Source organism: Shewanella sp. SM21 (genome assembly GCF_025654335.1).
GTDB lineage: Bacteria > Pseudomonadota > Gammaproteobacteria > Enterobacterales > Shewanellaceae > Shewanella > Shewanella oncorhynchi.
The window spans coordinates 40,830-55,163 of record NZ_JAKKRL010000020.1 but is presented as its reverse complement, the minus strand read 5'-3'; the positions used below and the strand labels follow the sequence as shown (position 1 = coordinate 55,163).

Sequence of the window (14,334 nt, the reverse complement as noted above, 5' to 3'; positions counted from 1 at the left end):
TTACGCTTGCTTAGCCTGAGTTTGTTGTTCTGAACGACGGATCATTTCACCCGCAAGCGCTAGATACGCCTTAGCGCCAGCACTCGATTTATCGTAATACATAGCAGGCGCTCCAAAACTTGGTGCTTCTGCTAGTCTCACATTACGTGGGATAACGGTACGATAGACTTTGTCACCAAAATGTTGTTTTAGCTGATCGGACACATCATTAGACAAACGATTACGCGGATCATACATAGTACGTAAAATGCCTTCGATGCCAAGTCCAGGATTAACCATAGCAGCAAGCTTAGTGATGGTATCAATCAGCGCTGTTAAGCCTTCGAGGGCGTAATATTCACACTGCATAGGCACGAGTACAGAGTCGGCCGCTGACATAGCGTTTACGGTCAACATGTTCAATGAAGGAGGGCAGTCGATAAAGATATAATCGTATTGATCTTTGATCGGTGCGAGCGCGTTACGCAAACGGATCTCTCGGGCAAAAAACTCCATCAATTTGATTTCTGCCGCAGTGACATCGCCATTACTGGCGATCAAATCATACTTACCCGCAGTGTTTTTAATGACGATCTCGTCGAAGGATTTTTCTTCAACCAATAATTCATAGGCTGTATTAGCTACGTCATACTTATCGACACCGCTCCCCATGGTGGCATTACCTTGAGGATCGAGATCGATCAATAATACTTTACGTTTTGTTGCTGCTAACGAAGCGGCGAGGTTAACGCAAGTAGTTGTTTTTCCTACGCCACCTTTCTGGTTAGCCACGGCAATCACTTTACCCACAATATCACCCTGTATGTAAATGCTGGTTTATTGCCCTTGCTTATAAATGATTTATTTATCACTTTTAAGCCTGTTATTCTTTGATTATCTTCAATAAATGTCTTTTTTCATCGAGTTTAGGCACCTTAAGCTCGATAACTTCTTTCACCACAAATCCACTTGGAATATGTTGCATCTCTTCATCATTCAACTGGCCTTTAAGTGCATAAAACTGTCCATGTTCGGCGGGGAGATGATGGCACCAAGTCAGCATATCTTGGATTGAGGCAAATGCACGACTTAATACACCGTCGAATTTATCCTCCGGTTGATACGCTTCTACACGGCTTTCAACTGAACTGATGTTATGTATGCCTAATTCAAAGGACACTTGTTTTTGAAAACGAATACGTTTACCTAAGCTGTCCAATAACACAAATTGTTTATCGGGATTCATAATGGCTAACGGGATCCCTGGTAAACCTGGTCCAGTGCCTACATCGATAAAACGTTCACCTTGCAGATGTTTTGAAACCACTAAACTGTCCATGATATGACGGATCAGCATAGCTTCGGGATCTCTCACCGATGTCAGGTTATAGGCTTTATTCCATTTGTTGAGCATACCAACAAAATCAATTAGTTGTTTTTTCTGCTCGACGGTTGCGGGCAAATTAATTTCGGCTAAATAAGCCTCTAACTGGGCAGATAACACTGAGCAACCTCAACAAAGATACGATTATGAACGCGAAGGCTATTATGAAGCCCGAAAACGATGAAGGGAAGCCTGAATGCTTCCCTTCTATGACCTAAGCAGCGATTAAGCTAGCTTTTACGCACTCTTACGTAATAAGCCACGCTTTTTGAGGTGAACCAACAAAATTGAAATAGCCGCAGGCGTAATACCAGAGATCCGTGAGGCTTGGCCTATGGTTTCTGGTTTATGGTTATTTAACTTAGCAATCACCTCGTTCGATAAGCCCGGTACTTCTTTGTAATCGAGCGTCAAAGGTAAACCAGTGTTCTCATTACGCACAGCTTTGTTGATCTCTTCCTGCTGACGTTGAATATAACCAGAATATTTAACTTGGATCTGAACTTGCTCAGCCGCCTGTGGATCTTCAAGCCCAGGACCAAAACCTTCGATCTGCATCAACTTGCTGTAATCCATTTCTGGACGACGCAGTAATTCTTCAAATGATGCTTCGCGAGAGATCGGCGTATTCAAGTGTGGATTTAACGCATGGATCAAAGGTGAATTTGGATGCACCCATTGGGCGCGCAAACGTTGTAACTCAAGTTCGATCGATTCTAACTTCTCACTAAATGCCGCCCAGCGAGTATCGTCAACTAAACCTAATTCGCGACCTTTTGCCGTTAAGCGAATATCAGCATTATCTTCACGGAGTAACAAACGGTATTCGGCACGGCTAGTAAACATGCGATATGGTTCTTTGGTACCCAGAGTTGATAAATCGTCAACTAGTACTCCAAGATATGCTTCGTCACGGCGTGGACACCAGGCTTCTTTGCCTTGTACTTGCAGTGAGGCATTCATGCCTGCTAATAAACCTTGAGCACCAGCTTCTTCATAACCTGTAGTGCCGTTTATTTGGCCTGCGAAGAATAAACCGTTGATCGCTTTGGTTTCTAATGAGTTTTTCAGATCTCTCGGATCGAAATAATCATATTCGATCGCATAACCTGGACGCATGATTTCTGCGTTTTCCATGCCTTTGATCGAACGTACTAAATTCAACTGTACATCAAAAGGTAAGCTAGTAGAGATCCCGTTAGGATAGATCTCATTGGTATTTAAACCTTCTGGTTCGATGAAGATCTGATGCGAAGATTTATCCGCAAAGCGGTGGATCTTGTCTTCAATCGATGGACAATAACGTGGACCAATACCTTCGATGACGCCTGAATACATAGGGCTTCTGTCTAAACCACCACGAATAATTTCATGGGTTTTTTCATTTGTGTGAGTGATCCAGCAAGATATTTGTTTTGGATGATGACTGACATCCCCCATAAATGACATGACAGGTAACGGAGAATCGCCTTTCTGTTCAGCCATTAGAGAAAAATCGATCGTGTTTGCATCGATACGTGGCGGTGTACCTGTTTTTAAACGTCCGACTCGGATCGGTAATTCACGTAATCGATTTGCTAAAGCAATCGCTGGTGGATCGCCTGCACGACCACCGCTGTAGTTTTCTAAGCCTATATGAATTTTGCCGCTTAAGAATGTACCTGTTGTTAATACAACAGCTGGAGATTCAAAAGCTAAACCCATTTGGGTAACTACACCAACTACTTGATGATTTTCAACAATTAAGTCATCTACGGCTTGTTGGAAAATACGTAAGTTAGGTTGGTTTTGTAATATATTTTGGATTTTTTGACGATACAGTGCACGGTCAGCTTGTGCTCGTGTTGCTCGTACTGCTGGGCCTTTACTTGAATTTAAGGTTCTAAATTGGATCCCTGCATAATCGGTTGCGATTGCCATTGCACCACCTAAGGCGTCAATTTCTTTCACTAAATGGCCTTTGCCTATGCCACCGATCGCTGGATTACATGACATTTGTCCTAACGTATCGATATTGTGCGTTAGTAATAATGTTTTTGATCCCATTCTTGCTGCTGCCAACGCGGCTTCAGTTCCGGCATGACCACCACCAACAACAATAACATCAAACCGTTCATGAAAATGCATGCCACTACCTTCAATTGCTAAGAGACTCAGTACGAGCCGAGCATTTTAGCATTTGCTTCGTCTTAGGTGAATGATCATTTTACGCTGTTCGATCGAGATGATCCGGACTAATAGATCTTAAGATCTTTATATAGATCTTCTTATTATGTTTACTATTAGGATCGCGTTTTTCTGTGCATAACCCAAATTCATTATATAAATCATTAATTAGCGCGATCTTGATCCTGTGATCTGATCGCGATCTAATGTCATTAAACATGGGGATAGATCGCCTACTTATCCACAAGGCGGATCATTAAGCAGATCGGACTGTGAATAGTACAGAGGTTGATCAGATCTAAATAATAGCTTATCCACATGTTTATACTTTAAATAAGTAAATTGTGGATAAATAGGATCTAAACTGTACATAGATCGGGACCTTATCCAATAAGCGATCTTAAATGTCCTGTTGCCATTGTGCTAACCATGCAAGGGCTGGGTCTTCCGGCACAGGATCAAGCTGTACATCGATCTGGATCTTATCCACAAAGGCTTTTGCATCGCAGTCTTGAATGGCCGAAATTAATTTTTCTGGGCCTTGGCAAAAGGTATCGTAACTTGAGTCACCAATTGCACATAAGGCAAAGTTTACTTGGCTGAGATCCGGTTTTTGCTCGGTAATTTCGTTGAAAAAAGGCTGAATATTATCTGGAAGATCACCTGCTCCATGAGTTGATGACACGATAATCCACAGTGCATGGGTGTCTATTTCGCACAATGTTGGGGTTAAATGAACTTGAACTTGGTGTCCTTGCTCCGTTAATTGGGCCATCATTTCGTCGGCAACATACTCTGCACTGCCCAATGTTGTACCAACGATTACTTCAATCTTTGCCATTATGATTTCTCAGTGTGTTGTTGTTTTTAAAACTAATTTTAATTAAATAGATAGCTGAATGGCTATTATTATGTTCATCATAAAGGAAATGTGGATAGGACCACAGAAGCAATATGTGATTTTTGCAGTTTTTGCATCCTTTATATAAGGTTGGCTTCGCTTACATGTTACCTTTAGCTTCTTGATACATAATTAATATATTTAAAAAGTTAATTTCATTTAAAATCAAATAATTATAATAGGATGATCCATGACAACACCCGTAAATGCGCCCCAGTGGCCACGGCAAATTCCTTACATCATAGCCAGTGAAGCTTGTGAACGTTTTAGCTTTTACGGTATGCGGAATATTCTTACCCCATTCTTGATGACAGCACTTTTGTTGTCTATTCCAGAAGAACTGCGCGGAACTATGGCTAAGGATGTGTTCCATTCCTTTGTCATTGGAGTGTACTTTTTCCCGTTACTCGGTGGTTGGATTGCCGATCGTTTTTTCGGTAAATACAATACTATCTTATGGTTAAGTTTAATTTATTGTGTTGGTCATGCGTTTCTCGCTATTTTTGAACACAGTATTCAAGGGTTTTATACGGGATTATTTTTAATTGCGCTCGGATCGGGTGGGATTAAGCCCTTGGTTTCTTCCTTTATGGGTGATCAATTTGATCAAACCAATAAAACATTGGCGCAGAAAGCGTTTGATCTGTTTTATTTTACGATTAACTTTGGCTCCTTCTTCGCCTCGTTATCGATGCCATTACTATTGAAATATTATGGTGCTGCGGTCGCATTTGGGATCCCTGGTATCTTAATGTTTATTGCAACTGTGTTCTTCTGGTTAGGCCGCAAACGTTATGTACATATGCCACCTGAACCGAAAAATCCCCATGGTTTTTTACCCGTTATTCGTACCGCATTGCTCACTAAAATCGCTGGTCAAGCCAACATAGGTTTAGTGTTAGCTTTAGCTGGGATAATTTCTGCAGCGTATGCTTTAGTGAATATTCCAACCTTAGGTATCGTTGCTGGTTTGTGTTGTGCGTTAGTGCTAGTAATGGGATTTGTTGGCGCAGGGGCTTCATTGCAACTCGAACGCGCTAGGGGGATCCATCCGGATATCGCCGTTGATGGGGTGCGTTCGGTGCTACGGATCTTAATCTTATTTGCGTTAGTGACTCCCTTTTGGTCTTTGTTCGATCAGAAAGCGTCCACTTGGATACTGCAAGCCAATGACATGTCTAAACCGGAATGGTTTGAACCCGCCATGATGCAAGCTTTAAACCCATTATTAGTTATGTTACTGATCCCATTTAATAACTTTGTGTTATATCCGGCGATTGAGCGTATGGGTATAAAGTTAACTGCCTTGCGTAAAATGGGGGCTGGGATTGCCATCACGGGCGTGAGTTGGATAGTCGTTGGTAGCATTCAATTGGTGATGGATGGCGGCTCGGCATTATCAATATTTTGGCAGATTGTGCCTTATGCTTTGCTCACCTTTGGTGAAGTATTAGTCTCTGCCACTGGGCTAGAGTTTGCTTATAGCCAAGCGCCTAAAGCCATGAAAGGCACTATCATGAGTTTTTGGACCTTATCGGTGACCGTCGGTAACTTATGGGTGTTACTGGCGAACGTCAGTGTGAAAAGTCCGGCTGTGACTGAGCAAATTGCCCAGACGGGGATCAGTATTACCGCATTTCAGATGTTTTTCTTTGCTGGTTTTGCCATCTTGGCGGCATTGATGTTTGCGCTTTATGCAAGATCCTATCAAATGCAAGATCATTACCGCCACGTCGAATCATGAGTTAGTCGATGAGTGGAAATATTCGGTTGTAGATAAAAAATCAGCCCATATTGTATGGGCTGATTTATCTGGAAATAATATTAAGGTTAGTTATTTTCCGATACAGAAAGAGCTAAAAATTTTGCCTAAGAGATCATCTGAGGTGAAGCGGCCAGTGATTTCTGATAGTGCTAATTGGCACATGCGTAACTCTTCTGCCAGCAGCTCTCCTGCTAGATAAACTTCTAATTGTTCTTTACCCAATTGCAGATGGCTTGCGGCGAGTTCTAGGGCTTCTAAGTGACGACGCCGGGCGATAAAGCCACCTTCGAGGTTACTCTGGTAGCCCATGAGTGATTTTAAATGCTGCTTTAACTGTTCAACACCTAAGCCCGTTTTAGCCGAGATCCGGTAAACACTATAACCTTGTTCCTCTGTCATCATTAAGTCTTCGCCAGTAAGATCGGCTTTATTGCGGATCACTGTTACACCTAAATTTGAGGGCAGGCGATCGATAAAGTCAGGCCAAATATCATGGGGATTAACGGCGGCAGTGGTGGTGCCATCCACCATAAATAACACCCGATCGGCACTGTTTATTTCATTCCACGCGCGTTCTATACCAATTTGTTCAACGGTATCTGTCGTATCACGTAGGCCTGCGGTATCTATAATGTGCAGCGGCATGCCATCTAAGTGGATGTGCTCACGTAATACATCCCGTGTTGTACCAGCAATTTCGGTAACAATAGCCGATTCTTTACCGGCTAAGGCGTTTAATAAGCTGGATTTTCCGGCGTTAGGACGACCCGCGATCACGACTTTCATGCCTTCGCGGATGATAGAACCTTGTTTAGCACTGGCTTGCACTAGGTCAAGTTTGTCGATGATTTTGTAGAGTGCATTGGCAATTTTGCCATCACTTAAAAAGTCGACTTCTTCATCGGGGAAATCAATCGCAGCTTCTACATATAAACGTAGGTTAGTGACTTGATCCACCAGCTCATGGACTTCCTTAGAAAATTCACCCTGGAGTGATTGCAGCGCGCTTTTAGCCGCTTGCTCACTGGTGGCATCGATAAGATCGGCAATCGCTTCGGCTTGGGTTAAGTCTAGCTTGTCGTTCATAAAGGCTTGTTCGCTGAACTCACCGGGTTTGGCTATTCGAATACCACCGACTTCCATTACACGTTTGATCAGCATGTCTAGAACGATTTGGCCGCCGTGGCCTTGAAGCTCTAATACATCTTCGCCAGTAAAGGAATTGGGGCCTTTAAAAAACAGCGCTATGCCTTGGTCGATTACTTGGCCTGTTGCACTTTTAAAGTCGCAATAATCGGCATATCTCGTTTTAGGAAGATGACCCAATACGGCCATAGCGACATCACTGGCCTTGTTGCCTGAAATTCGGATGATGCCAACGCCGCCACGTCCGGGCGCGGTGGCTTGAGCCACGATAGTGTCAGTTGTCACGGAAATACCCACCAAACTAATATCTATCAAATCATGTAAAGGAAAAGGCGGCTAATTAAGCCGCCTTTAGTATTATTTTCACTTTATGCTTTGCTAAAGGTAGGGCTTATTTTAAGCCTTTTTTCTCAAGACCTGCATAAATAATCTTCTGCTGCGTGATGGCAACTATGTTACCTACTAACCAGTACAGTACTAGACCTGATGGGAACCACAGGAAGAATACGGTAAAGATTACTGGCATCCATTGCATCATTTTCACTTGCATTGGATCCATTGTCGGCGCAATTGGTTGCATCTTCTGCATTACAAACATAGAGACGCCCATCAGCAGCGGCAGTATGTAGTAAGGATCTTGTACCGATAAATCGTGGATCCACAGCATAAATGGTGCATGACGTAATTCGAAGCTTTCTAGCAATACCCAGTATAAGGCAATGAAGATTGGCATCTGTAAAATAATAGGTAAACAGCCACCCATAGGGTTAACTTTTTCTTTCTTATACAGTTCCATCATGGCTTGACCCATCTTTTGACGGTCATCACCAAAGCGTTCTTTCAAATCTGTTAGCTTAGGTTGCAGATTACGCATCTTCGCCATTGAGGTGTACTGCGCCTTTGTCAGCGGGAACAGTAAACCACGAACGGTTAATGTTATCAGAATAATTGCCACACCCCAGTTACCGACGAATGATTGATAGAACATCAATAGCCAGTGAATAGGAACCGCTAACCACCATAAGAAACCGTAATCAACCACTAGATTTAAGGTTTCAGAAATCGCTGACAGTGCTGCTTGATCCTTAGGACCAACATAGAACTGTGAGCTAATTTCTTGGCTGGCACCAGGTGCAATATCGTATACCGCGCCGCGGAAACCAATATTAGCTAAACCGCCAGCACTGACACTAGAAAAAATGGTGTTGCTGTCAGTTGCGGGTGGCACCCAAGCTGAAACGAAATAGTGTTGTAACATGGCTGCCCAACCGCCTAAAGTGGCTTGGTTCAGGTTACTTTTGGCCATGTCGTCAAAGTTGTATTTTTCATAGCGCACATCATTCGTTGAGAACGCACCACCACGATAGGTAGGCATCATCATGCTGCTTTCAGATGGCTTGATCGTTTGTTTAATCTGACCATACATCTGAACTTGCAGTGGTGCTGCTGAAGTGTTGTTGATTTTATAGTCAACATCTATGTTGAACTTACCGCGATGGAATACGAACACTTTAGTGTAAGTCACACCATTGTCAGCGATATAAGTTAACGGTACTTCTAAGGTATCTTGGCCTTCGGCTAAGGTATATTCAGTTGCCGTTGTGCTAAATGCGGCACGGCCTTTTGCGCTGCTATCAATACCATCGCGACCAATTAGGCCACTTTGAGCGATATAAGTGAAATCATTCGTTTGCTCAAGCAATACGAATGGTTGATCTTTCTCTAGTTCTTTTTTGTGCGAAACTAACGCAGCAAAAACGATGTCACCACCCACTGGATTGATCTGAATGTCTAACTGATCTGTTTTTACCGTAATCAGTTTGCTGTTTGCAGTAACTGCTGCAGCAGGAACACCTGTATCAGCTTCTGGAACATCGGCACTGTGCGAGCTTGCCGCGTTCGCCACTAAGGACGATTCGGTTGCAACGGGTTTAGGAGCTTTGTCTGCTTGCCACTGTTGCCACAGCAAAAAGCTGACAAACAGTAGTCCTATGAGCAATATATTGCGTTGAGATTCCATAGCCTATTTATTACACCTATCATTTTTAGGGGGGACGGGATCACTACCGCCGGGATGTAAAGGGTGACATTTTAATATGCGTTTCAATGCAAACCAACAACCTTTCGCGGTTCCATGCACTTTTATTGCTTCAATAGCGTAGTGAGAGCAGGTGGGATTGAAACGGCATCGAGGGCCCAGTATAGGGCTTATGAATACTTGATAGCCACGAATTAACGTGGTCGCTAGCCATTGTAGCGGCGACTGAGTTTGCGCCATAGCTTTTCTATCAATTTGTTGATTTCAGCGTTTTCCATTTCCATCACGCCATTTCTGACAAGCACAACAATATCAAGATGAGGAATGTCGTGTTGATTCAAGCGAAAACTATCTCTGATCACGCGCTTAATACGGTTACGTTGATTGGCGCGTTTTACATAGCGTTTAGCAACAGTAAGGCCCATACGCGGATGTTGTTCCGTGTTAGGAATAGCGAGCAAGGTAATTTCAGCAGAAGATGCTTTGATGGGATTGGAAAATACAGATTTAAATTGCGCGGGAGTTAACAAACGTAACTCCCGCGAAAAGGTATAGCTAGTCAACTAGTTACCCACTTATTAAGCAGATAAACGAGCGCGACCTTTCGCACGACGACGTGCAAGCACCTTACGGCCGCCTACAGTAGCCATACGAGCGCGGAAGCCGTGAGAACGCTTGCGCTTCAGGTTGCTAGGTTGAAAAGTACGTTTACTCATGATGGCAATCCGTCTTTGTTATTAGTGAACATATCCTTATCTCTAGGATAGAGGTAAGGGCAAAAAAGAGGCCGAATTGTAATCACAATACTTAGTCACGTCAACAACGAAAGTAAGTAAGTGCTTTATTTCTGCCAGCGTATCCTTAGATCAACCCCCAGAATACACCATAAGATGTGGATAACTCTGTGTACGGACACTACATGTAGTAGTGCAGGGGATCTTCGAGCCGATCGAAGGGGCGCCATTATAGATCAATGTGGATCGCTTAATAAAGCAGGATTTGCGGTTAGTGCTGAATAAAAGGATCGTTTTGGATCTTTGATGATCGAGGATATCCACATAGAATGATCTCGCTGGGGATAAATATTTTTTAAGGATAGCGATCCTTGAGATCTCGCTATAGAATACATCTCTTTTTTGATGATCTTTTGGGGATAACTAAGTGGCTGTTTCACTTTGGCAACAATGTATCGGACGACTGCAAGATGAGCTTTCTGCTCAGCAGTTCAGTATGTGGATCAGACCGTTACAAGCCGAAATGGATGGAGATACTCTGGTGCTTTATGCGCCCAACCGCTTCGTGCTTGATTGGGTCAGAGATAAGTACATCAATATCATTAATCAGTTCTTTACTGAGCAAATGGGTAGCGACGCGCCTAAATTGCGTTTCGATATAGGTAGTCGTCCTTCGGCGAAAAAGCCTAGTGTTCCAGCACCGATTGCGCCAACTCGTGTAGCGAATACCCAAACTAAAGCGACGGTAGGCACGACGTTTAATGTCCAAGCCGAGCCTATGGCGAACGCGAATCACCGCAGTAACATTAATCCGAGCTACCAGTTTGATAACTTCGTAGAAGGTAAGTCTAACCAATTAGGTAAGGCTGCGGCGTTACAAGTGGCTGAAAATCCGGGTGGTGCTTATAACCCACTATTTTTATATGGCGGAACAGGTCTAGGTAAGACTCACTTGTTGCACGCTGTCGGTAACGGGATCATTAAAAATAATCCTAATGCCAAAGTGGTTTACATGCATTCCGAGCGTTTTGTCCAGGACATGGTTAAAGCGCTGCAAAACAACGCGATCGAAGAATTTAAACGTTATTACCGTAGCGTCGATGCCTTGTTTATCGATGATATTCAATTTTTTGCCAATAAAGACAGATCCCAAGAAGAATTCTTCCATACCTTCAATGCGTTGCTTGAAGGAAATCACCAAATTATTTTGACTTCAGATCGTTATCCAAAAGAGATCGACGGTGTTGAAGACAGATTGAAATCGCGTTTCGGTTGGGGTTTAACTGTGGCAATTGAGCCACCAGAGTTAGAAACCCGCGTAGCGATTTTGATGCGTAAAGCTCAAGAGAGCGGCATTAACTTGCCCGATGAAGTGGCTTTCTTTATTGCTAAGCGTTTACGTTCAAACGTACGCGAGCTAGAAGGGGCATTAAACCGCGTTATCGCCAACGCTAACTTCACGGGTCGGCCAATTACTATTGATTTTGTTCGTGAAGCCTTACGTGACCTCTTGGCACTTCAAGAAAAATTAGTCACTATAGACAATATTCAGAAAACCGTAGCTGAATACTACAAGATCAAGATGGCTGATATGTTGTCTAAGCGTCGTTCACGCAGTGTCGCGCGCCCAAGGCAAGTTGCAATGGCGTTATCCAAAGAATTAACTAACCAAAGCTTGCCGGAAATTGGTGATGCTTTTGGTGGTCGAGATCACACCACAGTGTTGCATGCCTGTCGTAAGATTGCTCAGCTACGGGAAGAGAGCCACGACATTAAAGAAGATTATGCTAATTTGATTAGAACCTTATCTTCTTAAAACAAGGAATTTGGACACGATGAAATTCTCAATTGATAGGGATGCCCTATTAAAGCCGTTGCAATTGGTGTGTGGTGCGGTAGAAAGACGCCATAACTTGCCCATTTTGTCTAACCTCCTTGTAGAAGTAAGTGGTCACTCACTTAAGCTGACTGGTACAGATTTAGAAGTCGAACTCGTGGGCCAAGCAGTGGTTCACGGTGATATCGAAGAAGGTCGTACTACGGTTCCGGCGAAGAAACTGCTCGATATTGTTAAGTCTTTGCCAGAACAAAGCGAACTGAAAGTCGAACAACAAGATAATAAATGGTTGCTGCGTTCAGGTCGTAGCCGTTTTTCCTTAGCGACTTTGCCCGCAGAAGAATACCCCAACGTTGAAGCCTTCCAAGCTGAGATTGAATTTAGCTTGAAGCAGGGCGTGTTGAAGTCAATTATCGACTCGACGCAGTTTTCAATGGCTAACCAAGATGTACGCTATTACCTCAACGGTTTATTGTTTGAAACTGAAGGTAATGTGTTGCGTGCGATAGCGACCGACGGCCATCGTTTAGCCTTAAGTCATCGTACGATTGAAGCACAATTACCGGAAAAACAAGTCATTGTGCCTCGTAAAGGCGTAATTGAAATGGCGCGCTTATTGGAGTCTGACGATCTCGATATCACCATTGCTATTGGTGATAATGCTATTCGTGCCACCACGGCTAACACAGTATTTACCAGTAAATTAGTCGATGGTCGCTTCCCTGATTATCGCCGTGTATTGCCAAAGGGCGGTGATAAAATTGTGATTGCGAGTCGTAATCACCTGAAGCAAGCGCTGACGCGGGCTTCTATTTTATCCAATGAAAAATTCCGTGGTGTGCGTATTCAACTCGAAAATGGTCTGCTCAAGATCACCGCTAATAACCCTGAACAGGAAGAAGCGGAAGAAATCATCGATGTGGAATACAACAATCAGGCCTTAGAAATTGGTTTTAACGTCAGTTACTTACTGGACGTGCTCAACAACCTTAAGTCCGATGATGTGCGTATCACGCTCATTGATGGTAACTCCAGCGCCCTAATCGAAAACCATTTGGAAGAAGATTCCATGTATGTGGTTATGCCGATGCGCTTATAAACCATCGATTTTTACGTTACCCGTGTCTGTACCTCTGTCTTTGATGTCTATGCCGCTTAACGGCGGCACAGTGTTTAATGCACAGCATTGGCCATTCCTTCACTCATTTACTGATAGTCTTAGCCTGTGGCAGCGATTGAGTTGCTCGTTAAGTGCTATGAATCCTTGCCTACGCCGTTTACGCGGCTTAATGAGTAATGCATGAGCCTGACCCGTCTCAATATCGAAGCGTTTCGCAACATTCAGTCCGCACAGTTAATCCCAGCATCTGGGATTAACGTGATTTATGGTCAAAATGGCAGCGGAAAAACCAGTATTTTAGAAGCCATTTATTTCCTCGGTATGGGGCGCTCGTTTCGCAGTCATTTATCCCAACGAGTGATTAATCACGATGACGATAAATTAACGCTCTTTGCGACTTTAAATTTAGCGCGCGGTGACAGTAAAATTGGTTTACGCCGATTTCGCAATGGTGAGACGGAAGTGAAAATCGACGGCGAAAAAGTCAAACGTCTGTCGACCTTAGCCGAAGCTTTACCTATTCAAGTGATCACACCTGAAAGCTTTTCTTTACTGTTTGAAGGCCCAAAATCCCGTCGACAATTTATCGATTGGGGCGCATTTCATGCTGACCCACAGTTTTATGGCGCTTGGACGAATGTTCGTCGCGTTCTTAAACAAAGAAATCAATTGCTTAGAAACGGTTCGGCTTACAGTCATATTCAATTTTGGGATCAAGAGTTTGTGCGCTATGCCGAGCAGGTCACCGAAATACGAAACCATTATGTAGACTCGTTAAATGAGCTACTTAAGGGTATAATCGGGGAGTTTTTACCGAGTGTAGATGTGAAGGTTTCATTTACGCGCGGCTGGGATAGTAAAACGGATTTTGCAGAACTACTCGAAAACCAATATTCCAGAGATTTGGCCACAGGTCATACCGTCAGCGGTCCCCATAAAGCTGACCTTAGACTTCGTGTAGGCACTTTGCCGGCGCAGGATGCCCTGTCCCGTGGTCAATTGAAATTATTAGTCTGTGCACTGCGTATTGCACAGGGAAAGTTGCTCAAACAACAAATAGATAAAAACAGTATTTATCTTGTGGACGATCTTCCGTCCGAGTTGGATGCACAGCATAGGCAGCTATTGCTTAAGCAGTTAACGGATACCGGAGCACAAGTTTTTGTGACCGCCATTGATCCTGCTGCAATAGTCGATTCGTTACACACGCCTCCCAGTAGGATGTTTCATGTGGAACAGGGACGTGTAACGGTAATTGAATAAC

The 14,334-nt window shown here is 43.5% G+C and carries 14 protein-coding genes; 5 read left to right on the top strand and 9 right to left on the bottom strand.

What is annotated here, in order from left to right; genetic code table 11:
* The 4 genes from L5L94_RS20385 to mioC form a co-directional block, all read right to left on the bottom strand.
* Window positions 1-789, bottom strand: coding sequence for a ParA family protein (locus L5L94_RS20385; protein ID WP_105250796.1), 789 nt, complete (start codon window positions 787-789; stop codon window positions 1-3).
* Between the two features lie 73 nt (window positions 790-862).
* Window positions 863-1,483, bottom strand: a complete 621-nt coding sequence (rsmG, locus tag L5L94_RS20380; RefSeq protein ID WP_131524521.1) for a 16S rRNA (guanine(527)-N(7))-methyltransferase RsmG — start codon at window positions 1,481-1,483, stop codon at window positions 863-865.
* A gap of 117 nt (window positions 1,484-1,600) precedes the next feature.
* Window positions 1,601-3,490 (bottom strand): tRNA uridine-5-carboxymethylaminomethyl(34) synthesis enzyme MnmG, encoded by a 1,890-nt coding sequence (gene mnmG / locus L5L94_RS20375; RefSeq protein ID WP_263142889.1) that lies wholly within the window; start codon window positions 3,488-3,490, stop codon window positions 1,601-1,603.
* Between the two features lie 439 nt (window positions 3,491-3,929).
* On the bottom strand, window positions 3,930-4,370 hold the full coding sequence (gene mioC / locus L5L94_RS20370) for an FMN-binding protein MioC (protein WP_105250799.1): 441 nt from the start codon (window positions 4,368-4,370) through the stop codon (window positions 3,930-3,932).
* Between the two features lie 250 nt (window positions 4,371-4,620).
* On the opposite strand from mioC, the gene L5L94_RS20365 reads away from it, so the two are divergent.
* Complete coding sequence (locus L5L94_RS20365; RefSeq protein WP_263164823.1) at window positions 4,621-6,174, top strand: oligopeptide:H+ symporter; 1,554 nt, start codon at window positions 4,621-4,623, stop codon at window positions 6,172-6,174.
* Between the two features lie 90 nt (window positions 6,175-6,264).
* Here the strand turns inward: L5L94_RS20365 and mnmE are convergent, their stop codons facing one another.
* The 5 genes from mnmE to rpmH all read right to left on the bottom strand — a co-directional run bounded on the left by mnmE (window position 6,265) and on the right by rpmH (window position 10,095).
* Window positions 6,265-7,626: a tRNA uridine-5-carboxymethylaminomethyl(34) synthesis GTPase MnmE gene (gene mnmE / locus L5L94_RS20360; protein ID WP_263164821.1), complete on the bottom strand. Its 1,362-nt coding sequence runs from the start codon at window positions 7,624-7,626 to the stop codon at window positions 6,265-6,267.
* A 106-nt stretch (window positions 7,627-7,732) separates the two neighbouring features.
* Window positions 7,733-9,361, bottom strand: coding sequence for a membrane protein insertase YidC (gene yidC / locus L5L94_RS20355; RefSeq protein WP_105250801.1), 1,629 nt, complete (start codon window positions 9,359-9,361; stop codon window positions 7,733-7,735).
* A gap of 3 nt (window positions 9,362-9,364) precedes the next feature.
* Window positions 9,365-9,619, bottom strand: a complete 255-nt coding sequence (gene yidD, locus L5L94_RS20350; protein ID WP_006083829.1) for a membrane protein insertion efficiency factor YidD — start codon at window positions 9,617-9,619, stop codon at window positions 9,365-9,367.
* Complete coding sequence (gene rnpA / locus L5L94_RS20345) at window positions 9,586-9,942, bottom strand: ribonuclease P protein component (RefSeq protein WP_105250802.1); 357 nt, start codon at window positions 9,940-9,942, stop codon at window positions 9,586-9,588. Before rnpA ends, yidD begins: the two co-directional genes overlap by 34 nt.
* Window positions 9,943-9,957: 15 nt before the next feature.
* The gene (rpmH, locus tag L5L94_RS20340) at window positions 9,958-10,095 is read right to left on the bottom strand and encodes a 50S ribosomal protein L34 (RefSeq protein WP_006083827.1); all 138 of its coding nucleotides are present in this window, start codon (window positions 10,093-10,095) and stop codon (window positions 9,958-9,960) included.
* 445 nt (window positions 10,096-10,540) lie between these two features.
* Between rpmH and dnaA the strand changes: the two genes are divergently transcribed.
* From dnaA to recF, 4 genes are read left to right on the top strand one after another with little or no spacing between them, the layout of a single operon-like run.
* On the top strand, window positions 10,541-11,929 hold the full coding sequence (dnaA, locus tag L5L94_RS20335; protein ID WP_006083826.1) for a chromosomal replication initiator protein DnaA: 1,389 nt from the start codon (window positions 10,541-10,543) through the stop codon (window positions 11,927-11,929).
* 19 nt (window positions 11,930-11,948) lie between these two features.
* Window positions 11,949-13,049: a DNA polymerase III subunit beta gene (gene dnaN, locus L5L94_RS20330; protein WP_105250803.1), complete on the top strand. Its 1,101-nt coding sequence runs from the start codon at window positions 11,949-11,951 to the stop codon at window positions 13,047-13,049.
* On the top strand, window positions 13,024-13,254 hold the full coding sequence (locus L5L94_RS20325) for a hypothetical protein (RefSeq protein WP_147250508.1): 231 nt from the start codon (window positions 13,024-13,026) through the stop codon (window positions 13,252-13,254). The genes dnaN and L5L94_RS20325 overlap by 26 nt, the downstream gene beginning before the upstream one ends.
* Window positions 13,251-14,333, top strand: a complete 1,083-nt coding sequence (gene recF, locus L5L94_RS20320) for a DNA replication/repair protein RecF (RefSeq protein WP_219255772.1) — start codon at window positions 13,251-13,253, stop codon at window positions 14,331-14,333. Before L5L94_RS20325 ends, recF begins: the two co-directional genes overlap by 4 nt.
* Window position 14,334 lies beyond the last annotated feature (1 nt).